Here is a 24232-nt window from a genome sequence, read left to right on the forward strand (position 1 = left end):
GTCAGTCGAACCACCGAGCCCGCGCCAGTTCCTCCGTCCGTGTCGGGTCCTCCAGGAGCGCCGCCACCTCGAAGCGGCGGGGCCACTGGCCGGTGGCCCAGGCCAGGCCGGCCGCCACGCCCTCGAAGGTGGCCGCGTGCACCGTGCCGTCGGCGGCGCGCCGCCAGTCCAGCTCGGTGTCCCCGGTGTCGGTGGTGACCAGTAGTTCGTCGTGCTCGACGTACGTACCGGGCGTGTCCGGGCCGAGCAGCGCGCGTACCGCGTCCGGCACCTCGCGTACGGTGCCCTCGCTGCGTACTTCCGCGGGGAACTCCTCGCTCAGTCGCCGTACCTGGAGCAGCTCGGCCAGGGACGCGGCGCGTGCCGGGCTGACCGGCAGCAGCGGCAGCTCTCCGGCGAGCGGCAGGAGGTCGGGGGCGTCCGCGATGACCGCGTCGGCCGCGTCCACCACGCGTACCGTGTCGCCCGCCACGGCCCGCAGCTCGTCCGGGAGCGTGACCTGCTCGGGGTCCAGCCCGGCCAGCTCGCCGTAGAGCGCGTGCAGCTGAGCGGCCGTCACCTCGGCGTCCTCGTCGGCCAGCCGGGCGAGCAGTTCGGCGGCGCCGCCCGGCTCGTCCAGGAGGGCCGCGACCGAGGTCCGTACGCCCAGCGCGCGCAGCACCTGGGCGTCCACGTCACCGGCGTCCGCGGCTTCGTACAGGCCCGCGAGCAGCGGGTCGCCGCCCGCGGAGCGCAGCCCGGCGGGGCGTCGGCCGTCGAGTACGGGGTGGCCGCGCAGCCACCATGCGGCGTACGGACGTACCGACTCGGTGGTGCCGTCCGGGAGGAGTACGCGTACGGGGGCGGTGAGCGCGTCCCGGTACGGCGGGCGCGACAGCATGGCCAGGACCTGCGGCCAGGCGTCGTCGTCGACCAGGTCGAGGTCGCGGACGGCGACGATCTCGGTGGCGACCGGCGGTACGGGGGTCTCGGGCAGGCCGTCGAGGATGTCCTCGCACCAGACGTCGACCGCGTCCAGGAGGCCGACGTCGTCGGGCTCGGCGAAGTCGCCGTCGCGGGGCTCCAGCTCGTCGGGGTCCAGGACGACATCCTGGGCGCGGACCAGGGCGAAGTCGGCGAGCACGCCGACCGCGGTGAGCGGCTGCTCGCCCCAGCGGGCGGCCAGCTCCTCGTCCACGCAGGCCAGTTCGCCGGAGCGGATGACCCGCTCGAACGCGCTGCCCGGGTGGACCAGCTCCCCGGCCGGGGCGGGCTCGCCGTCCTCGTCGGGGAGGGCCAGCGCGCCCAGCCACGGCTCGTCGCCGGGTGCGAGGCCGGCGTCGCGGACCAGCCCGAGCACGGCCTCGGCCAGCTCCTCGCCGCTGAGGGCGCCGCCGGGGCCGCCCGCCGTGTCCTCGTCGAAGACGTCGTACTCGTCCTCGGCCGCCTCCAGGGAATGCGCGACGGCTGCCCGTACCTGAGGGGTCTTCAGTACCGCGCGGGGCGTGGCGGGCACCGCGCCGAGCTTCTCCAGCAGCGGGTGCACGGCGTCCGGGTGGGCGACCTTCAGGCCGAGGCGGGCCAGGGTGCGGTGCCGGGTCTCCGTGTCCGGCCGGTCCTCGCGGACCGGGAGCAGGACCTGGCGGGGGCCGATCGTGGTGCGGCCGTCCGCGAGCGGTACGGGCAGGCCGCTGAGCCGGTCCGGGTCGGTGCCGGCCAGCGACTCGTACAGCCGCCGCCACCAGGACGGCGTGCGTTCCACTCCGGCCAGCCGGTCGATGACCTCGCCCAGCGGCACCCGGGCCACACCCAGCGCGCGCAGTTCGGGCCGCCGTTCCAGGCCCGCGGGCAGCAGGCTGGGGAAGAGCTCGGCCAGTACGGCGACGGTCTCGGCGCCCGCGCCCTCGGCCAGCTCGGCCTCGACGGGGCGCAGCACGTACGGGCCTTCGGGCTCGGTGCCGGCCGGCTCGTCGGCCTCCGGCCAGGTGCCGAGCGCGCGGTCGGCCTCCGGGCGCAGCGCGGCACCCGTCGCGGCGCTGGGCAGGAACGGCACGCGGGGCAGCCGCTCCAGCACCAGGCGGCGCAGCTCGCCGTCCAGGCCGCCCTTGCCCAGCGGGCCGGGCACCAGGTCGATGGTCCCGACGGAGACCGGTTCCCAGTCGCGCAGGAGGGTGGCGTAGGTGTCGGCGGCGCGTTCGGCGAGGAAGTCGGCGAGCGGGCCCGGCGCGACGTGCCGGCGGGTCGGCTCCAGCGGGAAGGAGGCGATGAGCAGCGCGGGCAGGCCGAGGGGCTCGTCGGTGGGGGTCGGCGCGTGCACGACGGGCGCGGTGGCCGGGCGTACCGGCTCGCCCTCCGCGTCCACCGGCACCGCCCAGGTCACCGACCAGGCGGGCCGCAGCCGCTCCTCGACGGGGCGGTCGGCCAGCAGCGCGGGGTCCAGCGGGCCGCCGTCGGTGGCGACCCGCCAGCGGGCCGTGCCGCGCGCGCTGTCCTCGACGACGACGTACGGGCCGTCGGCGCCGCGCCGCAGCTCGCGTACGCCCTCCGGGGTCTCGATCACCACCTCGGCGAGGCCCGGCAGGGTCAGCAGTAGCGCGTCGTCCACGGCGGCCAGCAGACGGCTCGTCAGGTCCTCGGCGGCGCCGTCCCGCAGTGGCAGCACCACCGCGGTGTCGTACCCCTCCGGCGCGGTGCCCTCGGCGGGCAGCGGCAGCCGGAGCAGCGGTACGTGGCCTTCGCGGCGCCGCAGTTCGCTGCCCAGGCCCGGGCTGTGGGCCGCGATGTCCATGGCCATGGCGCGCGCCTCGGCCAGCGACCAGCGCACCCCGCCGGTCCGTCCGACCACCGCCGGCTCGTCGCTGACCGCCAGTACGGCAGCGAAGCCGACGCCGAAGCGGCCGACCGCGCCGGCCGACGCGTCGCTGTCCCGCTTGGCGGAGGCGCGCAGGGTGGAGAGCGATTCGACGCCCGAGGCGTCCAGCGGCGCACCGGTGTTGGACGCCACGAGTACGGCCTGGTCGCCGTCCTGGCCGGGGTGGAGCGTCAGCCGCAGCCGGCCGGGGACGCCGGCGCGTGCCGCGGCGTCCGCCGCGTTCTGCGCCAGTTCGACCACGAGCCGGTCGCGGTAGCCGCCGAGCGCGAGGTCCTCCTCGGCGTTGGCGTCCTCCCGGAATCTGGCCGGGGAGCCGGCCCAGGCGTCCAGCACGCCCCGCCGCAACCGGGCGGCTCCGAAGGGGTCCGCACCATCGACGGGATTCCGGACGGTCGCCCTACGGCTCACGACTGCTCCTCGCACACAGCTTCCCGCCCCGCGGCGGCTGAACGTCATTCTTCCGCCTCGGGTGCCCCGTAAGCGGCCGGGGTACGACACGCCGCACGGGCGTGCCGCGAACGGGGCCGGAATCCGGCGTCTCCCGTGCGCGTCGGCCGGTCCGGCCGGGGCCTCGGCGGGCGTCAGCCGTGGCCGACGCCTCGGCCCGGATCAGCTGTGGCCGAGCTCCTCGGCCGGCTCGCCCTCGGAGACCGAGCCGCTCGTGCGGTCCGGGCGCAGCGGCATCGGCTCGACGACCGTCTCGTCGATGACCGGCGGTGCCGGGCGCGGCGGCTTCGGCATCACGGCGGCTTCGGAATGCCCGCCGCAGCCGTACGCCAGCGACACGACGCGGCCGTCCGCCGGGGAGAACTCGTTCGCGCAGACGCCGAAGGCCTGCCGCAGGGAGCCGGCGAGCGGTACGAGGAAGCCGCAGCTCATGCAGGCGGCGGGGGCTGCTTGCGCCATCGGGGTCTTGGCGCCGTACGCCTCCTCCCAGCGGTCGGCGGCGGTGTGCAGGCCGTACCGGGAGAGCACCCGGTGCCGGCCCATGCCCAGCTCCTCGGCGACCGCGGCGATGCTGCCGCGGGCCGGTGCCGTCGCCTGGTGCGCGGGGGTACCGGCGATGACGTCCGCGTCCTCGGCCTCGGCCAGCTCGGCGAGCGGGCCCCTGGCCGCCTCGGCGGCCTCGTCGGCGCGCGTGGTGTCCGCGTCCCTGGCGCCCGGCCGCGCGGCCCGTGCCGCGTCCGCGAGGTCCGCCGCCGTCGGGCCGGTCGCGGCGGCGTCCGGCGAGCCGGGGGCGACCGGCGACACGCCCACGCCGCCGTTGTCGCCGAAGCTCTCGTCGGCCGCGAACCCGGGTTCCAGCCGCAGGTCGTCGGCTTCCGTGGGCAGCAGGTCGCCCGGGCCCATGTCGCCGGGGCGCAGCCGCTCGCTCCACGGCACCCACTCGGGGGCCAGCAGCGCGTCGGGGCCGGGCAGCAGGACCGACTCGTCGAGCGTGACGACCTTGGCGCGGGAGGCGCGGGCGACCGTCACGGCCCAGCGCCAGCCGCGGTAGCCCGGCTCCTTGCATTCGAACAGATGGGTGACCACGCGGTCCCCGTCGGCCACGGCGTCGACGTGCTCACCGACCATGCCCGGGAGGGCGGCCTCCTCGGCCGCCTCGCGGGCGAGTTCGACGGCCTCGGCGCAGAGGCGGTCGGGCGTACGGCTTCGCATCGCAGCACTCACAAGAATCGATTCTCTCTTCCACGCCGTCTCACGAGCGCGCCGGCCGGAGCCGTCCTGATCCTGTCCGGACGACCGACGGGCCGGGGCGGGCGGAGCGGACCTGGGGACCGCGTCGACGTCCGCGCCCGATCAGCCCTCCAGAAGCAGCGCGCCTCTACGAACCATTCTGCGGGATCGCGGCAAGGCGCGCGGCCAAGAGCGACCGCCGGTGGCGCGCTACACACGCTACCCCTTCAATCGTGTACGACCCCCCGGCGGGAGCGGCAAATGTCACCGGCAGCCGCCACGGGCCCCTCCGCCACGCCCGCAGAACCCGGGCAGGAACCCGTGGAAACTCATGGAAACTGCCATCAGTTGGGCGAGTTGGGGCAGCGTTTGGGGCAGGATGACGACGTGGCCGCCGCCAGGGCATCGACCAAGGGCAGAGGCGGCCCGGTCCGTGGCGCGGGCCGGGCCGCGGGGCGCGCGGGCCGCGCGTGCCGGACCGCAGGGGCCGCCGTGCGCCGTCCCTTCGCCGCCACGGGGCGTGGCATTCGCCGGGCGACACACGCGCACGGCGCGGGCGAGTCGGGCCTCGGCAAGCTGATCGAGCTGCACGCGGTGAATTCCGCGGGCGACATGCTGATCACCGTCGCGCTCGCCTCGACGGTCTTCTTCTCCGTCCCCACGGACCAGGCGCGCGGCCGGGTGGCCCTGTATCTCGCGGTCACGATGGCGCCCTTCGCGCTCCTCGCGCCCGTCGTCGGGCCGCTGCTGGACCGCGTGCCGCACGGCCGGCGCGCCGCGATGGCCGGGGCGATGCTGGCCCGCGCGGTGCTGGCGCTGACCATGTCGGGCGCGGTGGCCACCGGCAGGCTGGAGCTGTATCCGGCCGCGCTGGGCGTGCTGGTGTCCTCCAAGGCGTACGGCGTGGTGCGCTCGGCGGTGGTGCCCAGACTGCTGCCGCACCGCTTCTCCCTCGTGAAGGCCAATTCGAGAGTCACCCTCGCGGGGCTGCTGGCCACCGGCGTGGCGGCCCCGCTGGGCGCCGGGCTGCACCTCATCGGCCCGGCCTGGCCGCTGTACGGCGCGTGTCTGGTGTTCGGCATCGGCGCGTTCCTGTCCTTCACGCTGCCGCACAAGGTCGACTCGGCGCGGGGCGAGGCGGCGGTGCCGGTGGCGGGGCAGCGGGCGCGCCGTCCCCGGCCCGGGCTGCGGACGGTCGGCCGCGCCGTCCTGCACGGCCTCCAGGCCAATTGCGCGCTGCGGGCACTGTCCGGCTTCCTCATCTTCTTCCTGGCGTTCCTGCTGCGCGAGCAGCCGCTGGGCGGGCTGGGCCCGGAGCTGTCGCTGGGGCTGGTGGCGGTCGCGGCGGGCACCGGGAACGCGCTGGGCACCGCGATCGGCGCCTGGCTGCGGGCCCGCGGCCCGGAGGTGATCATCGCGGTGGTGCTGGCGCTGGCGCTGGGCGTCACGGTCACCGCGGCGGTCTTCTACGCCGTACTGGCCAGCGTGGTGGTGACCGCGACCGCCGCGACGGCCGGGCTGAGCCAGGCGCTGGCGAAGCTGTCGCTGGACGCGCAGATCCAGCGGGACGTGCCGGAGTCCTTCCGTACGTCCGCGTTCGCGCGGTCCGAGACGGTGCTGCAGCTGTCGTGGGTGGTGGGCGGCGGGCTGGGCATCGCGCTGCCGCTGCACGGCGTACTGGGGCTGGCGGTGGCCTCGGCGGTACTGGCCCTGGCGGCGGCCATGACCGTACGGGGACTGCTGACCGCCGACCGCCATCACGGCCCGGCAGGCGCCCGCGTGGCGTAACCCGCGGCCACGAAGTGGGGTAACCCACGGCACACGACGCAGCGCGCACCGTACCCCGGCGTCGTGCGGGCCCGGCGGCCAGATAGCCTGCCCGCATGACCGCGTTCTCCTCCTCGCTCCGGGGCAAGGGCCGCCGTGCCGCCGCCGCCGCGGGCGCCGTGTCCCTGGGACTGCTCGTCCTCTCCGCCTGTGACCAGCCCACGCCGCGGGCGACCGTGACCGCCGGCCAGGACACCGTCACCGCCGAAGCCTCCTGCTACGAGGACGGCAAGACCCTCGGCGACCTCACCGCCAAGGAAAAGGCGGAGCAGGCCAAGTTCGAGAAGTGCATGACGTCCGAGCCGGACCAGACGCTCACCGTGCACCCCGGTGACAAGGTGCGCCTCGGCGTCGAGCCGGACATGGCCGAGCAGGGGTGGATCGCGATGTCCAACGGCATGCCGATGACCAGCCTCAGCAAGCAGACCTACACCTCGATCGACAGCGACCAGGTCTTCTACAACCAGCAGACCCGCCAGATGTCGGACTCCACGACGATCTCGATCATGACGTCCAAGGGCGGCAAGTACACCGGCATCTGGAACATCAAGCTCAACCGCGCCTCGTCCTGAGTGCCGCACCCGAGCCGCCCGGTCCCCTGATGCACATCCTGGTCGTCACCGCCGTCCCCGCCGAACGCGACGCGGTCACCGCCGCGACGGCGGGACAGCCTGAGAGCATCCCCGTACCGGGCGGCTTTGAGCTGCACCGAACAGGGCAGCCCGACTCCCCCGAGGGCCCGTACACCCTCGACGCCCTCGCCGCCGGCGTGGGCCCGGCAGCCGCCGCGGCCGGTGCCGCAACGGCTCTCACCGCCGCCGCGCTGAGCACCTCGTACGCGTACGACCTCGTCGTCTCCGCCGGCATCGGCGGCGGCTTCGCGCCCGGCGCGCCCGTCGGCTCGCTGGTCGTGGCGGAGGAGATCGCCGCCGCCGACCTCGGCGCCGAGTCCCCCGACGGCTTCATGCCGGTCACCGCGCTGGGCTTCGGTACGGACGCGCACCGCCCGCCCGAGGAGCTGGTCGCGGCCGTCGCCGCGGCCACCGGCGCGCTGCCCGGCACCGTCCTCACCGGCTCCACCGTCACCGGCAGCGCGGCCCGCGCGCAGGAGCTGCTGGCCCGCCACCCGCGGGCGCTCGCCGAGGCGATGGAGGGCTTCGGCGTCGCCGAGGCCGCCGCCGCGCACGGCGTGCCGGTGCTGGAACTCCGTACGATCTCCAACCCCGTCGGCCCGCGGGACCGCGCCGCCTGGCGGATCGGGGAGGCGCTCGCCGCCCTCACCGCCGCCTTCGCCGATCTGCCGCGAGCCCTGTCCGCAAGGAGCACGCCATGAGCCAGGCGCTCAGGATCGCGTTTTCGCCCTGCCCGAACGACACGTTCGTCTTCCACGCGTGGACGCACGGCAAGGTCCCCGGCGCCACCCCGCCCGAGGTCACCTTCGCGGACATCGACCTCACCAACGGCATGGCCGAGCGCGGCGAGCTGGACGTACTGAAGGTGTCCTACGCCGAGCTGCCCTGGGTCCTGGACGAGTACGCGCTGCTGCCCTGCGGCGGCGCGCTCGGCCGCGGCTGCGGCCCGCTCGTACTGACCAAGGACGCGGCCACCCCGGCGGACCTGGCGGGCCGTACGGTCGCGGTGCCCAGCGAGCGCTCCACGGCCTACCTGCTGTTCCGGCTGTGGGCCGCGGACCAGGTGCCCGGCGGGGTGGGCGAGGTCAAGGTCATGCCGTTCGACGAGATCATGCCCGCCGTGCGGGACGGCGCCGTCGACGCGGGGCTCGTCATCCACGAGGCCCGCTTCACGTACCAGAACTTCGGTCTGACCTGCCTGGCCGACATGGGCGAGCACTGGGAGAACACCACCGGGCTGCCGATCCCGCTCGGCGCGATCATCGCCAAGCGGTCGCTGGGCGAGGAGCGGCTGCGCGAGCTGGCCCGCACGATCACCACGTCCGTACGCATGGCGTGGGACGACCCCGAGGCCTCGCGCGGCTACGTCCTGGAGCACGCGCAGGAGATGGACCCGGCCGTCGCGGACCAGCACATCGGGCTGTACGTGAACGAGTTCAGCGCGGACCTGGGCGAGGACGGCTACGCGGCGGTGCGCGGGCTGCTCACCCGTGCCGCGGCCGAGGGGCTCGTGCCGCCCCTCGCCCCGGACGCGCTGAAGTTCGTATGACGGATGCCCCCGCGGGAGACCGCGGGGGCATGTCCGTACTGCTTCGCCGGGCTCAGACGTCCAGCTGGTCGGCGACCGCGCGCAGCATGCCCGCGATCTTGCCGCCGTGTGCCTTGTCCGGGTAGCGCCCGCGCTCCAGCTGCTGCGCGACGCCTTCCAGGAGCGTGGTGAGGTCCTGCACGATCGACGCGAGCTCGTCGGGCTTGCGCCGCTGGGCGGCCGCGATGGACGGCGCGGGGTCGAGGAGGGTCACCGAAAGCGCCTGGTCACCGCGCTGGCCCGCCACCACGCCGAACTCGACGCGCTGGCCCGGCTTGAGTGCGTCCACGCCGGCGGGCAGCACCGAAGAGTGCACGAAGACGTCACCGCCGTCGTCGCGGGAGAGAAAGCCGAAGCCCTTCTCGCTGTTGAACCACTTGACCTTGCCGGTAGGCACGTCTGTCCTCGTCCTCGTACTCGTCGGGAAAATCTGGGGTAGCTGCGCACACAACAGCTCTGGATAGCAGTGCAGCGGGTCTGCGACCCGCCGCTACCCAAGGCTAATGGTCCGGGGCCTGGTGACAAGACGTCGCCGGGTGGTTCCTCAGCGCTTCCGGCCGGGGACTTACCCTGGTCGTGTGTCTGACAATCCTTCCCAGCGGGGTGCGACCCCGGCGACTCCCGAAGGTCCGCGCGCCGGGGACCTGCTCGTCCGGATCGGCGCGATCGTGTTCCTTATTGGCGCCTTCGCCACGCTCGCGACGATGGCGCCCCTTTTCCTCGGCTCCGACCCGCTGCCCTGGGTCTTCTACTGGATGTGCATGCTCATGGGCGCGGGCTTCCTGATCGCCGCCGCCGGCGTGCTGCGGTCGGTCGCGGCCCAGCGGCGTCAGGCGCGCGAGGCGTCGGCTCAGCCGCGCGAGGCGTCCGCGAGGTAGCCCTCCAGCCAGGCCGGGAAGGCGGTGAGGCCGGGAAGTACGACGTCCGCGCCGGCCTCGCGCAGCTCCTCCTCCGAGCACGGGCCCGTGGCCACGGCGACCGAGAGCGCGCCCGCCGCCCGCGCGCCGCGCACGTCGCCGGTGTGGTCGCCGACGTAGATGCTCGCGCCGTACTCCCGCAGCGCCTCGGCCTTGCCCTCGGCCCACAGCGAGCCGACGACCGCGTCCGCGTTGATGTCCAGGTGCTTCAGGTGCAGCTTGGCGTTGGGCTCGTACTTGGCGGTGACGACGACGGCGCGGCCGCCCAGCCGCTGTACGCCCTCGATCGCCTCGCGGGCGCCTTCCATGGCGAGCGTGCCGGTGATGGCGTGCTCGGGGTAGAGCGCGCGGTAACGGTCGGCGATCTCGGCGACCCGGTCCTCGGGGAACCAGTTGCGGATCTCCTGCTCCAGCGGCGGCCCGAGCCGGCTGGTCACGAGGTCGGTGTCGATGTACGTCCCGGTGGCCGCGGAGAGCGCGGCGTAGGCGTCCTTGATGCCCGGACGGGAGTCGATCAGGGTCATGTCGAGGTCGAATCCGACCGTCAAGGTATGCGTGGCCATGGCACCCATTGTGCCTCTGGCCCTGAGGGCGACAATCCGTACACTTAGCGTAGCCTTACCTTCATCAACTGCAGGCGTATGTCTCCGTACGTCTGCATCCGCACTCATCTGAACACTGCGCTCCCGCGAAATGGAACCGATGTCGTCAGTCGCTCTGGCCGGCAGCTCCAGAAGCCCTCTGGTGCGGCGCCGCATCTGCTGGACCGCCGCGGCGGCGCTCGCCCTGCTGCTCGCGGTGCTCCTCTCCCTCGCGGTCGGCAGCCGCGCCTTCCCGCCGCGCGAGGTGATCGACGCGCTGCTGTACGGCGGGGACAGCGAGGCCGCCCAGGTCGTGCTCTTCCTGCGGCTGCCCCGGACGCTCGTCGGGCTGCTGGTCGGCGCCGCGCTCGCGCTGGCCGGCACGGCGATGCAGGGCATCACCCGCAACCCCATCGCCGATCCCGCCGTCCTCGGCATCAGCCAGGGCGCCTCGGCCGCCGTGGTCCTGGCCATCGCCTTCGCCGGCGTCCACTCGCTCTCCGGCTACGTCGGCACCGCCTTCGTCGGCGCCGCGCTCGCGGCCGTCTTCGTGTACGCGATCGCCGCGCGCGGCCGCGGCGGCGCCACCCCCGTCAAGCTCGCGCTGGCCGGCGCCGCGATCAACGCGCTGCTGGTCGCGGTGACCATGGCCGTGCTCTCCACGAAGGGCGCCGCGCTGGACGAGTTCCGGTTCTGGCAGGTCGGCTCGCTGACCGGGCGGGACGCCGCGGTGGCCGCCCAGATCTGGCCGTTCCTGCTGGTCGGCGCGGTGCTGGTACTGGCCGTCGCGCGCGGCCTGGACGCCCTGGCGCTCGGCGAGGACGTCGCCAGGGGGCTCGGCCAGAAGGTCGCCACCGTACGGATCGTGGGCGGGCTGGGCGCCGCGGTACTGACCGGCGCGGGCGTCGCGGCCGCCGGGCCCGTCGCCTTCGTGGGCCTCGCCGTGCCGCACCTGGCCCGCGCCCTCGTCGGCAGCGACCACCGCTGGGTGCTGCCGATGGCCGCGCTGCTCGGCCCGGTGATGGTGCTGGTCGCCGACACCGTGGGCCGGCTCCTCTTCCCGCCCTCGGAGGTGCCCGCCGGCGTGATGACCGCACTGATCGGCGTCCCGTTCCTGGTCACCCTGGTCCGCCGGAAGGCGGTGGCGGCATGACGCAGATCTCCGCCGCCCCCGCGCCGATACGCCCGGCCGGTTACGCGCTGCTGCGTGCCGGCAAGGCCGCCTTCCTGATCCACCGGCGGGCCACGGCCGTCGCCGTCGTACTGATCGCGGTACTGGCCGCCGCCTGCGTCGCGTACCTCTCGCTCGGCGAGCGCTCCGTGCCGCCCGGCGAGGTGCTGAAGGTGGTACTGGGGCAGCCCTCGTCGCACGAGCTGGTGGTCGGCACGCTGCGGCTGCCGCGGCTGACCGTCGGACTGCTGGCCGGCGCCGCCTTCGGCGTGGCCGGCGCGCTCATCCAGACCGTCGCCCGCAACCCGCTCGCCAGCCCCGACATCATCGGCATCACCCAGGGCGCGAGCGCCCTGACCGTCGCCGCGATGACCTTCGGGATCGGCTCGTACGCCGTACTGCCGTACCTGTCCGTCGTGGGCGGCCTGCTCGCCGCGGCGCTGGTGTACCTCTTCGCCTGGCGCGGCGGCCTGCACGCCACCCGCTTCGTGCTCATCGGCATCGGCTTCGCCGTCGCCCTGCGCTCGGTCACCCAGCTGTTCCTGACCAAGGGCGACTACCTCGTGGCCCAGAAGGCCCAGGTCTGGATGGTCGGCTCGCTCAACGGCCGGGGCTGGGCCGAGGCCGTCCCGCTCGCCTGGGCGCTGCTCGTGCTGATCCCCTTCGTGCTGTGGGCGGCCCGCGCGCAGCGCACCGTCTCGATGGACGACGACACCGCGACCGCGCTCGGCGTACGGCTGGGCCGCACCCGGCTCGGCCTCGCGACCCTCGGCGTCCTGCTGGCGGCGCTGGCCACCGGCGCCGCGGGCCCGATCGACTTCGTGGCGCTGCTGGCGCCCCAGATCGCCCGCCGGCTGACGCGTACGGCACAGATTCCGCTGTTCTGCTCGGCGCTGCTGGGCGCGTGCGTCGTGGTCCTCGGCGACCTGCCGGCCCGCATGCTCTTCGCGCCGACCGAGCTGCCGGTCGGCGTGCTGACGGCGGCCATCGGCGCCCCGTACCTGATTCATCTGCTTGTGAGAGGGCACAGCGTCCGGCGCCGTGCCGCAGGAGGAACCGCGTGACCACCACCGGCGAACGCACCGCGAGCAGGCTCACCGCCCGCGACCTGACCCTGGCCTACGAGGACCGGACCGTCGTCGACGGCCTGGACCTGGACGTGCCGCACGGCGCCGTCACCGTCATCGTCGGGCCGAACGCCTGCGGCAAGTCCACCCTGCTGCGGGCGCTGGGGCGGCTGCTGAAGCCGCGCGCAGGTGCGGTACTGCTGGACGGTACGGACCTTGCCCGCATCCCCACCAAGAAGATCGCCCAGTCCGTCGGCCTGCTGCCGCAGACGCCGGTCGCGCCCGAGGCGATCACCGTCGCCGACCTCGTCGCGCGCGGCCGCCAGCCGCATCAGCACTGGTGGCAGCAGTGGTCGGACGCGGACGAGCGGGCGGTCACCGAGGCGATGGCCCGTACCGACATCGCCGACCTCGCCGACCGGGCCGTGGACGAGCTCTCCGGCGGCCAGCGCCAGCGCGTCTGGATCGCGATGGCCCTCGCCCAGGAGACCGACCTGCTCCTCCTCGACGAGCCCACCACCTACCTCGACATCTCCCACCAGGTCGAAGTACTGGACCTGGTGCGGCAGCTGAACCACGAGCGCGGCCGCACGGTCGTCGCCGTCCTCCACGACCTGAACCAGGCCGCGCGCTACGCCGACCACCTGGTGGCGATGAAGGCCGGGCGGATCATCGCCCAGGGCCCGCCCGCCGAGACCGTCACCGCCGACCTGGTCCGCGATGTCTTCGGCCTCGACTCGGTCGTCGTCCCCGACCCCGTGACCGGCTCCCCGCTGGTCGTACCCGGCCGGCCCTGGCAGTCCCCCGCCGGCGGCTGACCGCCCCCGAGTTCCCCGCTCGGGACTCCCTCTCCGCTCCCTCTCCGAAAGGCCCGTCCCATGGTCTCCGTCCCCCGTCCCCTCCGCGCCGCCGCCGTGCTGGCCGCGGCCGCCGTCACGCTGACCGCCTGCGGCGCCACCGGCGCCACCGGCTCCAAGGACAGCGCCGGCGGCTCCTTCAAGGCCACCGACTGCCCCACCCAGCCGAAGACCACCTGGGCGAAGCCGGCCGACGGCGCGCACACCGTGCCGACCGCCATGGGCGACGTGAAGGTCCCCGCCGACCCGAAGCGCGTCGTCGTACTGGACACCGCCGAGCTGGACTCCGCGCTCACCCTGGGCGTGAAGCCGGTCGGCGCCACCCACGCCGACGTGGAGTCCGGGTTCCTCTCCTACCTGCCCAAGGACAAGGTCGCCGGGATCAAGGACGTGGGCACGATCGGGTCGGCCGACATGGAGGCGGTCGCGGCGCTGAAGCCGGACCTCATCCTCACCAGCAAGATGCGCGACGCGCAGCGCTACGACCAGCTGAAGAAGATCGCCCCCACGGTGATGACCGAGAAGACCGGCTACCCGTGGAAGCAGAACTTCGCCACCCACGCCGACGCGCTCGGCAAGATCCCCGAGGGCAAGAAGATCGCCGCCGCGTACGAGAAGCACGCGGCCGAGGTCACCGACGCACTCGGCGGTCGCGAGGCGGCGGCCAAGAAGACCACCAACGTCGTCCGCTTCATGGAGGGCGCCGACACCCGGGTGTACGGCTGCGAGAGCTACATCGGCGCCGTCCTGGACGACATCGGCACCGCGCCCACCGACGTGGTGAAGAACGCCAAGGACGGCCTGATGACCGAGATCGGGCCCGAGCAGATCACCCGGGCCGACGCCGACACGATCTTCTACACGGCCTACGGCAGCCCCGAGAAGTCCAAGGAGAGCCAGGTCACCGGCGGCGCGCTGTGGAAGAACATGAAGGCCGTGAAGAGCGGCAACACCTTCCGCGTCAACGACGAGCTGTGGCTCCAGGGCATCGGCTACACCGCCGCCGACAAGATCCTCGATGAGCTGCAGAAGAACCTGACCAAGTGACAGAAGTGGCGTAGGGGCGCGGGGAACTGCGCGAGCGACCACGACGCCGCCGCACCCGCCGACGAAGACCCGTCGGCGGGGCGGGGGCGCAGGGTACGGGGCCGCGCCCCCGTCGGGTCAACCGCGGGGCGGGGCGCAGCCCGCCGGTCAACCGCGGGCCCCGGCCGCCATCCGCCTCCGCATTCGCCACAGCAGGAACAGCGCGGAGGCGACGGCCGCGACGCGCACGACCACCGGCAGCGCCTCCGTCAGCTCGGCCCCCAGCTGTCCTTTGGCGAGGTGATCGCCCCACTTCCCCGCGAACCGGCCCCACAGCCAGACCAGCACGGAGCCGCACACCAGCCCGGGCACGCCCAGCGCCGCGAACTTCGCCTCGGCGCGCGAGAGCTTGCGCGAGGAGTACGCCACGAGCCAGCCCGCGGCGAGCGCCAGCCAGCTGCCGATGACCGCACCCGCGACCAGCAGCACGACCGCCAGCAGCAGCACCGGGCTCGGCTTCGGCCGCGGCGCCGCGACCGCCTCGCCGGCCTCCTCGGCGGCCGGCTCCGCGGCGGGGGCGGCCGCCGCTGCCCGCCGCCACGGCAGCACCTTCCCCGTGGCCTTCTTCAGTACCCCCGGCAGCCCGCCCGGCCCGGCGTCCTCCGTACCGGCCGCTTCCTCGTCCTCCTCCTCGGTCTCCGGCGGCCGCCGTATCTCCGCGATCTCGATCCCGCCGGTGAACCCCGGCACGGTCTCCCCGGGCACGGCCTCCCCGGAGCCGTACGGCTCCGCCGCCACCCGCCACCAGTCCGGCTCCTCCTCGTCCAACGCGTCCCGATCGCCCAGCTCGTCCAGGCCCGCCAGATGCGGCGGCGCGGCCCCCTGCTGAGGCACCATCGGCTGCGCGCCGTCCCGTGGCGCGGGCAGCGCCACCGACTTGCCCGGCCGCTTCAGCAGCGAGGGCAGCGCGCCGGGCTTCCGCTCCGCCGCGCCGCCGGGCGGCTCCTCGGGCACCGGCTCCCCGCCGTTCACCGCCGCCGTCACCACCGCCTCCGGCGTGCCCAGCCGCGCGAGGATGCGCTTGACGTCGCCGCCGCCCTGGGCCCGTCTCGCGTCTATCTCCGTCCGCAGCCGCGCGACCAGCTGCATCCGCTCCCTGGCCGTCAGCCCCCGCCCCTGCGCCAGGTCCCCGACCCGGCTCAGATAGTCGAAGACCAGCTGATCACTCTCGATCCCCACCGCACACCCCTACCGAACACCCCTGCACCAGGCCGATTTCCGCCGCTCCGACGGTACCCCCGCGCGCCGCCGATGCCGCACTTTTCCACAGGCGCCGAACGCCGGTTTTCCACAGGCCCTTGACACCCGTGCCGGGCCCGTGACCGTCGGCCCGTCCGCCGTCAGGCGGTAACGTGGGGCGAATGAGCGGCAGCCATCCGTCCCCCCGCACACTGGCCGAGGAGTTGCGCAACCGGCCGGACGACGACCTGTCCGCTCTGCTGCGGTCCCGCCCCGACCTGCTCAACCCGGTCCCCGGCGATCTCACCCAGCTCGCCACCCGCGCCGGCACCCGCGCCTCCGTGGTCCGCGCCGTGGAACGGCTGGACGCCTTCGCGCTGCAGACCGCCGAGGCGCTGGCCATCGCCCCGGACCCCTGCCCGTACGACACGCTCGAAGGGCTGATGACGGGCGACGAGGAGGCACCCGGTACCTCCGGTACCTCCGGTACGGACTCGGCACTGCAGGCGGCCGTCCGCGGGCGCCTCCCGGACGCGCTGGCCGCGCTCCGCGCCCAGGCCCTGGTGTGGGGCCCCGACGACCGCCTCCGGCTCGTCCGCACCGCCCGCGAACTGCTCACCCCGAGCGCCACCCGTCCCTCCCCCACCGGCCTCGGCCCCACCGTCGCCGAGGCCGCCGCCGGCATGTCCCCCGGCCGCCTCCAGGAGATCGTGACGGCCGCCGGGCTGCCCACCACGCCCGACCCGGTCACCGCCGTCGCCGCGCTGACCTCGCTCTTCGAGGACAGGGAGGCCATGGCGGCGCTGCTCGACGGCGCGCCCGCCGAGTCCCACGCCGTACTGGACAGGCTCGTCTGGGGCCCGCCGTACGGCGCGGTGACCGCGCAGCCCGCGCCGCACCTGCGCTGGCTGCTGGACCGCGGTGTGCTGCTCCCGGTGGGCGCGCGCAATGTCGTACTCCCCAGGGAAGCCGCCCTGCATCTGCGCGCCGGGCGCGCGCACCGGGCGCCGGAGCCGGAGCCGCCCGCCCTGGCGCCGGCCACCGCGCGCGACCCGGAGATGGTGGACCGTACGGCGGCCGGCCAGGCGTTCACCGCACTGGCCACGATCGACGAGCTGCTCAAGGAGTGGGACCTCGGCGGCCCGCCCGTGCTGCGCGCCGGCGGCCTGAGCGTCCGCGACCTCAAGCGGACCGCGACGGCCCTGGACACCGGGGTGCACACCGCCGCGTTCTGGCTGGAGCTGGCGTACGCGGCGGGGCTGATCGCCTCGGACGGCGAGGCCGACGAGCAGTACGCGCCCACGCCCGCCGCCGAGGACTGGCGGCAGCTGCCCGCCGAGGAGCGCTGGGTGCGGCTGGCCGCCGCCTGGCTGGCCGCGACCCGTACGGCGGGCCTGGTCGGCACCGCCGACGCCAAGGGCCGCACCCTGGCCGCGCTCGGCCCGCACCTGGACCGCTCGCCCGCCCCGGAGGTACGGCGGCGGGTCCTCGCGCTGCTCGGCAGCCTCCCGCCGGGCACGGCCGTGCCCCAGGACGCCGTACTGGCCCGGCTCCGCTGGGAACGGCCGCTCCGCGGCGCGGCACAGGCCGCCCCGGACGCCGCCCCGGCCAACGGCCACGCGCCCGACCACAACGCCGCGCAGAACGCCGCACACGCCACCCCCCAGGGCGCGGCGCACTCCGCCCCCCAGGACCTCCGCTCCCGTATCGCCCTGTGGTCCCTCCACGAGGCCGAGCTGCTCGGCCTCACCGGCCGCGGCGCCCTGGCGGGCCACACCCGCGCGCTCCTGGAGGCGGGACCGGACGCCGACCCCGCGCAGGCCCACCGGGCCGCCGCCGCGGCCCTCGCCCCGCTGCTGCCCACCCCCCTGGACCACGTCCTCCTCCAGGCCGACCTGACCGCCGTCGCCCCCGGCCCCCTGGAACGCCCGCTCGCCGACGCGCTCGACGTACTGGCCGACGTCGAGTCCAAGGGCGGCGCCACGGTGTACCGCTTCACGCCCGGCTCCGTACGCCGCGCCCTGGACGCCGGCCGCTCCGCCGCCGACATCCAGTCCTTCCTGGCGGCACACTCCCGCACCCCCGTACCGCAGCCGCTCGCGTACCTGATCGACGACGTGGCACGCAGACACGGGGTACTGAGGATCGGCGCGGCCTCCGCATACGTGCGCTGCGACGACGACGCGCTGCTGAACGAGATCCTGGCCGACCGGCGCGCCGATGGCCTGCGGCTGCGCCGCCTCGCGCCCACCGTGCTGGCCGCTCAGGCGGCCCCGGACGCGCTCCTGGAGGGCCTGCGCGCCATGGGGTACGCACCGGCCGCCGAGTCCGCCGAGGGCGACGTGGTGATCGCCCGCGCCGACGCGCACCGCACCCCGCCGCGCACCGCCCCGGCCCCGGTCCCCGACGGCCCGCCGGCCCCCGACGCGACGCTCCTGGAGGCCGCCGTGCGGGCCATCCGCGCGGGCGACCTCGCGGCCACCGCCGAACGCAAGCCGGGCCCGGAGGCCGCGGCGCCCGCGCCCGGCCGGCTGCCGCGTACGACGTCCGCCGAGACGCTCGCCACCGTGCAGGCCGCCGCGCTGACCAACTCGGCCCTGTGGATCGGCTACGTCAACGCCGACGGCGCCGCCAGCCAGCGCGTCATCGCCCCGGTCCGCGTCGAGGGCGGCTTCGTCACGGCGTACGACCACACCGCCGACGAGGTCCGCACGTACCCCTTGCACCGCATCACGGGCGTCTCGGAACTCGCCGACGAGTCGGCTTCCTGAGGCGCTTCCCGAGAGTGCTCCTGGACCGCTCCTTGATCGCGCGCCCCCCTTCCGCGGCGATGCGGCACACTGGAGATTTGGCCGTACGAGACGATCTCGTGCGCCGTCGATCGGAAAGGCGAGGCGCGTGAACGGACCTCTCATCGTCCAGAGCGACAAGACGCTGCTGCTGGAGGTGGACCACGAGCAGGCGGACGCGTGCCGCCAGGTCATCGCCCCCTTCGCGGAGCTGGAGCGCGCCCCGGAGCACATCCACACCTACCGGGTGACGCCGCTCGGCCTGTGGAACGCGCGGGCCGCGGGGCACGACGCGGAGCAGGTCGTGGACGCGCTCGTCGCGTACTCCCGGTATCCGGTCCCGCACGCGCTGCTCGTCGACATCGCCGAGACGATGTCCCGGTACGGCCGCCTCACGCTCTCCAAGCACCCCGCGCACGGCCTGGTGCTCACCACCACCGACCGCCCGGTGCTGGAGGAGATCCTGCGGTCGAAGAAGGTCCAGCCGCTGGTCGGCGCCCGGCTCGACCCGGACACCGTCGCGGTGCACCCCTCCGAGCGCGGGCAGATCAAGCAGACGCTGCTGAAGCTGGGCTGGCCGGCCGAGGACCTGGCCGGTTACGTGGACGGCGAGGCGCATCCGATCGAGCTGGCGGAGGACGGCTGGTCGCTGCGGCCGTATCAGCAGCAGGCCGTGGAGAACTTCTGGCACGGCGGCTCCGGCGTCGTCGTGCTGCCGTGCGGCGCGGGCAAGACGCTGGTCGGCGCGGGTGCGATGGCCGAGGCCAAGGCCACCACGCTGATCCTGGTGACGAACACGGTGTCCGCGCGCCAGTGGAAGCACGAGCTGGTCAAGCGCACGTCGCTGACCGAGGACGAGATCGGCGAGTACAGCGGTACGAAGAAGGAGATCCGGCCGGTCACCATCGCGACGTACCAGGTGCTGACGACCAAGCGGAAGGGCGTCTACCCGCATCTGGAGCTGTTCGACTCGCGCGACTGGGGCCTGGTCGTCTACGACGAGGTGCATCTGCTGCCCGCGCCGGTCTTCAAGTTCACCGCCGACCTCCAGGCGCGGCGCCGGCTCGGCCTGACGGCCACGCTCGTCCGCGAGGACGGCCGGGAGTCCGACGTCTTCTCACTCATCGGCCCGAAGCGGTTCGACGCGCCGTGGAAGGAGATCGAGGCGCAGGGGTACATCGCGCCCGCCGACTGCGTCGAGGTCCGGGTCAATCTGACCGACTCGGAGCGGCTGGCGTACGCCACGGCGGAGAGCGACGAGAAGTACCGCTTCTGCGCGACCACGGGATCGAAGCAGCAGGTGACCGAGGCGCTGGTGCGGCGGCACGCGGGCGAGCAGACGCTGGTGATCGGGCAGTACATCGACCAGCTGGACGAGCTGGGCGAGCATCTGGACGCGCCGGTCATCAAGGGCGACACGAGCAACGCGCAGCGCGAGAAGCTCTTCAACGCCTTCCGGGAGGGCGAGCTGTCCGTGCTGGTCGTCTCCAAGGTCGCGAACTTCTCGATCGACCTGCCGGAGGCGACGGTCGCGATCCAGGTGTCCGGCACGTTCGGCTCGCGCCAGGAGGAGGCGCAGCGCCTCGGCCGGGTACTCCGCCCGAAGGCCGACGGCCACGAGGCGCGCTTCTACTCGGTCGTCGCCCGCGACACCATCGACCAGGACTTCGCAGCCCACCGCCAACGCTTCCTGGCCGAACAGGGCTACGCGTACCGGATCGTGGACGCGCATGAGCTGCTGGCGGACGAGGGGGCGTAAACGCCCCGGGCGGCCGGGAGCGCGTGAACGCCGCGGGCGGCCGCGCCCTTGGCCGCGTTGGCTCCCGGCCGCGTTGTCAGTGGCCCCCAGTACTGTGTTGAGAAGGGGACCTCGTTGCACCCCCATGGGGGAAGGACGGGGCGAAACGGTAAGCCTGGCTGCGGCCCCGGCTCGGTGACCTGTGCGCCGGTCAGCTCGGTGACCGTGGTGCCGGTACCGACTCCCGCCCGGCCGTAGCCGGCCGGGTCAGCGCCCCCGCCGAGATTCCCGTCAGTGCGCCGCCGCGCCAGAAGATCGCCGCGAGCAGGAAGGCCACGCCGAGCAGGGGGTACGGCGCGGCCAGTGGCTGTTGCCACCATGGGAGTACGAGGTCCAGGGCGCCCTTGTGCGGTACCAGCCACATCGTGCGGGCCGTGAAGAGCACGGCCAGCGCGGCCCATATGGCGCGCCGCCCCGCGTCCCGCCGAATGTGCGTGGCCAGTACGGCGAGCAGCGGCACGCACCAGACCCAGTGGTGGGACCAGCTGATCGGCGAGACGAGCAGCGCGGTGAGCGCCGTGCACAGCACGCCCCACGCCTCCCGGCCGGCGACCAGGCCCGTCCGGCGGGCCGCCGCCATCCCGAGCACGGCCGTCAGCACGGCGCCCGCCAGCCAGATGGCGCCGGGGTGCGTCGTGTGCAGCAGGCGCGCGAGGAGGCCCTGGAGCGACTGGTTGTCGACGATCCACGCCTCGCCGACCCGCCCGGTCTCGTAGAGCCGCTCGGTCCAGAATTCGACGCTGGCGCCGGGCAGCGCGACGACGCCGAGCAGGACCGTGCCGGCGAACCCGGCGAGCGAGACGAGCGCGGCCCGTACCCGCCCGGTGAGCAGCAGGTACACGGCGAAGAGCGCGGGGGTGAGCTTGATGCCGGCCGCGATGCCGATGGCCAGGCCCTTGCCGCGCGCGCCGTCGGGACGGGTGAGGTCCCACAGGACGAGGCAGGTCAGGGCCAGGTTGATCTGCCCGAAGACGATGGTCTGGTACACCGGCTCCAGCCAGATGGCGAGCGCGGTGGCGGCGAGCAGCGAGGGCACGCGGTGGGTGGCGCGCAGCCCGGCGAGCCGCGCGGAGAAGTGGATCAGCAGGGCGAGCAGCGCGACGTTGGCGAATATCGATGCCAGTTGCAGCACGCCGGGGGAGATCCGCGCCAGCGGGACGAACAGCAGGGCGGCGAAGGGCGGGTAGGTGGCCGGGAGGTGCCACTCGGTGACCCTGAATCCGTAGAGGTCGCCGCCGGTCAGGACGGAGTCGCCCATCGCCCGGTAGACGAGGATGTCGGAGGTGGGCATCGGTACGAAGAGGTGTACGACGCCGAGTGCGGCCACGGACACCGCGAGCAGTGCTGCCGCGGGGAGCGTGTGGCGGGGGAGAGTACGGCGGGGGTGCGGGTCCGTACTGCGGTCTGCCGGTCCGTCCGGCAGCTCCCGGGTGGTGCGTGGCCTGCCCACGAGGGGCGTTGTCCGCTGGATCGGCTTCCCGTCGGCGGCAGACACGCGGGTGACCCCTCCTTGTCGCCATATGCGGCTTGCGCAGTGATTACGGCCCTTAGAGCCTTTACGGCGACGTTAATGGATCACGCACGAACTTTCGTGACGGTTTCCGGACGTACGGATGTCATTCTTCGGGCCGGGCGGTGAGGGATGATCTGTCGTCGGCGTATTCGCCCAGTACGGCGACGCTGAAGGCGGTGCCCGCGAAGACCTTCACGGCCCGCAGGGCGCTGCCCACGGGGTGCCGGTGCTCCGTGTCGTGGGCGACGGCGCTGGCGCCGTGTCTGGCACGGCCGGTCGTTTTGGGATCGGGTGGCGGGTTTATGTGGCTGCTCATGTCTCCATGATGGAATTCACCCGGTCGTCGCACATCCGACCAACGACCGATCCGCGTGTCGCCGAGAGTACGGCCCCGGAAGCACCGGCCCACGGCCCACCCCTAAGGGATCCGGGCCCCTTTTAATTCGGTCGCGCCCCCACTGCGTGGTCACTACAATCGCGCGTCTGCCCGCCTCCCGCACGACTCTCGTCGCGGAGCGCCGCCGCCCGGACGGAAACCGGCCGGCCCCCAGACCACCGCAGCTGCCCGGAGGCGACGCCGTGCCCTCGCACGCCCCTGACCAGAAGGACAAGCACGACCAGAACGACCCCCTCGCACGAGAGCGTGCGCACCTCTCCGCCTCCCGCGCCGCCCTCCGCGCCATGCGCGCGGACGCCGAGGCGCTGAACATCAAGGACGTGGCGGCCAACTGGGTCAACGCCCAGGTGCTCCAGGGCGAGGTCGACGCCCGTATCAAGGCGCTCGCCGATCTCTCGCACACCCCGCTCTTCTTCGGGCGGCTGGACTACCTCCACGCGCCAGGCGTCGATCTCGCCGAGGGCGCCGAAGGCGAGGACTTCTACATCGGGCGGCGGCACGTCCACGACGCCGACGGCGACCCCATGGTCATCGACTGGCGCGCGCCCGTCTCCCAGCCCTTCTACCGGGCGTCCAAGAAGGACCCGATGGACCTGCGGCTGCGCCGCCGCTTCGGGTACACCGGCGGCGAACTGACCGCGTACGAGGACGAGCACCTCACCGATCCGGCGGAGGCGGAGCAGACCTCCCGGCTCCTCCAGACGGAGATCGAGCGGCCGCGCGTGGGCCCGATGCGCGACATCGTGGCCACCATCCAGCCCGAGCAGGACGAGATCGTCCGGGCCGGGATCGGCGGCACCGTCTGCGTCCAGGGGGCGCCCGGCACGGGCAAGACCGCCGTCGGCCTGCACCGGGTCGCGTACCTCCTGTACGCGCACCGCGAGAGGCTGGCCCGCGCCGGGACGCTGGTCATCGGGCCGAACAAGTCCTTCCTGCACTACATCGAGCAGGTGCTGCCCGCGCTGGGCGAGCTGGAGGTCAAGCAGGCCACGGTGGACGACCTCGTGGCGCACGTGGAGGTACGCGGTACGGACGACGCCGCGGCCGCCACAGTGAAGGGCGACGCGCGGCTGGCGGAGGTGCTGCGCCGCGCCGTGCGCTCCCACGTCACGATGCCCACCGAGGCGTGCGTGGTGGTCCGCGGCTCCCGCCGCTGGCGCGTCCCCGCGTACGAACTGGAAGAGATCGTCCAGCAGTTGCTGGACCGGGGCATCCGGTACGGCGCGGCGCGCGATGCCCTGCCGCAGCGCATCGCGCACGCCGTGCTGGTCCAGATGGAGCGGGCCGGCGAGGCGCCCGACGACCGGGTGCAGGACGCGGTGGCCCGTAATGCCGCGGTGAAGGCGACGGTCAAGGCGGTCTGGCCGCCGGTCGACCCGGCGAAGCTGGTCCTGCGGCTGCTGAGCGATCCGGACTTCCTCGCCGAGCACGCCGACGGGGTCCTCACGAATGAGGAGCAGAAGACGATCCTGTGGACCAAACCCGCCCGCAGTGTGCGCAGCGCCAAGTGGTCCGCTGCGGACGCCGTGCTCATCGACGAGGCGCGCGATCTGGTGGAGCGAACACACTCGCTCGGCCACGTGGTGCTGGACGAGGCGCAGGACCTCTCCCCCATGCAGTACCGGGCGGTGGGCCGCCGCTGTTCGACCGGCTCGGCGACCGTACTGGGCGACATCGCGCAGGGCACGACCCCGTGGTCGACGGACACCTGGGAGGAGGCGCTGGCCCACTTGGGCAAGCCGGGGGCCGCGGTGGAGGAGCTGACGCAGGGTTTCCGTGTGCCGCGTGAGGTGATCGCGTACGCCTCTCGGCTGCTTCCGGCCATCGCGCCGGACCTCTCCGAGGCGACGTCCATCCGTGAGTCCCCGGGCGACTTCGAGATCCGCCCGACGACGGCGGACGCGCTCGACGCGGCGGTGATCGACGCCTGCCGCGACGCGCTGGCCAAGGAGGGCTCCATCGGCCTGATCGCCGCGGAGCCGCGCCTCCCGGCGCTGCGCGAGGCACTTGAAGCCGCCGGTCTGGCCACGCTCGCCCCGGGTGAGGAGACCTCGCCGGACGCCCGGCTCACCCTCGTGCCCGCCACGCTCGCGAAGGGCCTGGAGTACGACTACGTGGTACTGGACGAACCGGCGGCGCTGGTGGACGCCGAGCCGGACCACCGGACCGGGCTGCGCCGCCTGTACGTCTGCCTCACGCGTGCCGTGTCCGGCCTGACGGTCGTGCACGCGGCGGCGCTGCCGGAGGAGCTGGCGGGCTGAGGCGCTGGCAGGAGCTGGTGGACTGAGGCGCGTACCGGAGC

At 74.2% G+C, this 24232-nt stretch carries 19 protein-coding genes; 12 read left to right on the forward strand and 7 right to left on the reverse strand.

From position 1 onward, the window contains the following. Window position 1: 1 nt before the first annotated feature. Both AB0I82_RS30190 and AB0I82_RS30195 read right to left on the reverse strand, forming a co-directional pair. Window positions 2–3184: a molecular chaperone Hsp90 gene (locus AB0I82_RS30190; protein WP_363260719.1), complete on the reverse strand. Its 3183-nt coding sequence runs from the start codon at window positions 3182–3184 to the stop codon at window positions 2–4. A gap of 276 nt (window positions 3185–3460) precedes the next feature. Continuing rightward, complete coding sequence (locus AB0I82_RS30195) at window positions 3461–4510, reverse strand: DUF3027 domain-containing protein (protein ID WP_363260568.1); 1050 nt, start codon at window positions 4508–4510, stop codon at window positions 3461–3463. A gap of 387 nt (window positions 4511–4897) precedes the next feature. Here AB0I82_RS30195 and AB0I82_RS30200 point away from each other — a divergent pair, with 387 nt between their 5' ends. From AB0I82_RS30200 to AB0I82_RS30215, 4 genes are all read left to right on the forward strand, one after another. Beyond that, a complete protein-coding gene (locus AB0I82_RS30200; RefSeq protein ID WP_363260569.1) occupies window positions 4898–6316 on the forward strand; it encodes an MFS transporter in 1419 nt (472 codons plus the stop codon). A 95-nt stretch (window positions 6317–6411) separates the two neighbouring features. Then, on the forward strand, window positions 6412–6927 hold the full coding sequence (locus AB0I82_RS30205) for a hypothetical protein (RefSeq protein WP_363260570.1): 516 nt from the start codon (window positions 6412–6414) through the stop codon (window positions 6925–6927). A 29-nt stretch (window positions 6928–6956) separates the two neighbouring features. Next, a complete protein-coding gene (locus AB0I82_RS30210; protein WP_363260571.1) occupies window positions 6957–7688 on the forward strand; it encodes a futalosine hydrolase in 732 nt (243 codons plus the stop codon). Next, a complete protein-coding gene (locus tag AB0I82_RS30215; protein WP_363260572.1) occupies window positions 7685–8536 on the forward strand; it encodes a 1,4-dihydroxy-6-naphthoate synthase in 852 nt (283 codons plus the stop codon). Before AB0I82_RS30210 ends, AB0I82_RS30215 begins: the two co-directional genes overlap by 4 nt. A gap of 52 nt (window positions 8537–8588) precedes the next feature. Here AB0I82_RS30215 and AB0I82_RS30220 read toward each other — a convergent pair whose 3' ends face one another. Then, a complete protein-coding gene (locus AB0I82_RS30220) occupies window positions 8589–8972 on the reverse strand; it encodes a cold-shock protein (RefSeq protein ID WP_031056479.1) in 384 nt (127 codons plus the stop codon). Between the two features lie 181 nt (window positions 8973–9153). Between AB0I82_RS30220 and AB0I82_RS30225 the strand changes: the two genes are divergently transcribed. After that, a complete protein-coding gene (locus AB0I82_RS30225) occupies window positions 9154–9453 on the forward strand; it encodes a hypothetical protein (RefSeq protein ID WP_363260573.1) in 300 nt (99 codons plus the stop codon). Here AB0I82_RS30225 and AB0I82_RS30230 read toward each other — a convergent pair. Beyond that, complete coding sequence (locus AB0I82_RS30230; RefSeq protein ID WP_363260574.1) at window positions 9426–10055, reverse strand: HAD family hydrolase; 630 nt, start codon at window positions 10053–10055, stop codon at window positions 9426–9428. The two genes, AB0I82_RS30225 and AB0I82_RS30230, sit on opposite strands and share 28 nt — an antisense overlap. A 139-nt stretch (window positions 10056–10194) precedes the next feature. On the opposite strand from AB0I82_RS30230, the gene AB0I82_RS30235 reads away from it, so the two are divergent. From AB0I82_RS30235 to AB0I82_RS30250, 4 genes are read left to right on the forward strand one after another with little or no spacing between them, the layout of a single operon-like run. Beyond that, window positions 10195–11226, forward strand: coding sequence for an iron ABC transporter permease (locus AB0I82_RS30235; RefSeq protein ID WP_363260575.1), 1032 nt, complete (start codon window positions 10195–10197; stop codon window positions 11224–11226). Next, window positions 11223–12308, forward strand: coding sequence for an iron chelate uptake ABC transporter family permease subunit (locus AB0I82_RS30240; RefSeq protein ID WP_363260576.1), 1086 nt, complete (start codon window positions 11223–11225; stop codon window positions 12306–12308). Before AB0I82_RS30235 ends, AB0I82_RS30240 begins: the two co-directional genes overlap by 4 nt. Then, entirely contained in the window at window positions 12305–13129 is an 825-nt protein-coding gene (locus AB0I82_RS30245) for an ABC transporter ATP-binding protein (RefSeq protein WP_363260577.1), read from the forward strand. Before AB0I82_RS30240 ends, AB0I82_RS30245 begins: the two co-directional genes overlap by 4 nt. Before the next feature lie 60 nt (window positions 13130–13189). Further along, a complete protein-coding gene (locus AB0I82_RS30250) occupies window positions 13190–14215 on the forward strand; it encodes an iron-siderophore ABC transporter substrate-binding protein (protein ID WP_363260578.1) in 1026 nt (341 codons plus the stop codon). A gap of 147 nt (window positions 14216–14362) precedes the next feature. On the opposite strand, the gene AB0I82_RS30255 is transcribed toward AB0I82_RS30250, so the two are convergent. Then, window positions 14363–15433: a hypothetical protein gene (locus AB0I82_RS30255; RefSeq protein WP_363260579.1), complete on the reverse strand. Its 1071-nt coding sequence runs from the start codon at window positions 15431–15433 to the stop codon at window positions 14363–14365. A 182-nt stretch (window positions 15434–15615) separates the two neighbouring features. Between AB0I82_RS30255 and AB0I82_RS30260 the strand changes: the two genes are divergently transcribed. Together AB0I82_RS30260 and AB0I82_RS30265 are read left to right on the forward strand one after the other, a co-directional pair. Next, complete coding sequence (locus AB0I82_RS30260) at window positions 15616–18204, forward strand: helicase C-terminal domain-containing protein (protein WP_363260580.1); 2589 nt, start codon at window positions 15616–15618, stop codon at window positions 18202–18204. 127 nt (window positions 18205–18331) lie between these two features. Continuing rightward, on the forward strand, window positions 18332–19981 hold the full coding sequence (locus tag AB0I82_RS30265; protein WP_363260581.1) for a DNA repair helicase XPB: 1650 nt from the start codon (window positions 18332–18334) through the stop codon (window positions 19979–19981). A gap of 190 nt (window positions 19982–20171) precedes the next feature. Here the strand turns inward: AB0I82_RS30265 and AB0I82_RS30270 are convergent, their stop codons facing one another. After that, the gene (locus AB0I82_RS30270) at window positions 20172–21362 is read right to left on the reverse strand and encodes a glycosyltransferase 87 family protein (RefSeq protein ID WP_363260720.1); all 1191 of its coding nucleotides are present in this window, start codon (window positions 21360–21362) and stop codon (window positions 20172–20174) included. A 274-nt stretch (window positions 21363–21636) separates the two neighbouring features. Then, entirely contained in the window at window positions 21637–21849 is a 213-nt protein-coding gene (locus AB0I82_RS30275; RefSeq protein ID WP_363260582.1) for a hypothetical protein, read from the reverse strand. Window positions 21850–22112: 263 nt separating this feature from the next. On the opposite strand from AB0I82_RS30275, the gene AB0I82_RS30280 reads away from it, so the two are divergent. Continuing rightward, on the forward strand, window positions 22113–24191 hold the full coding sequence (locus AB0I82_RS30280; protein WP_363260583.1) for an AAA family ATPase: 2079 nt from the start codon (window positions 22113–22115) through the stop codon (window positions 24189–24191). Window positions 24192–24232 lie beyond the last annotated feature (41 nt).

The organism is Streptomyces sp. NPDC050315 (genome assembly GCF_040655775.1).
In the GTDB taxonomy this organism is placed as follows: Bacteria; Actinomycetota; Actinomycetes; order Streptomycetales; family Streptomycetaceae; genus Streptomyces.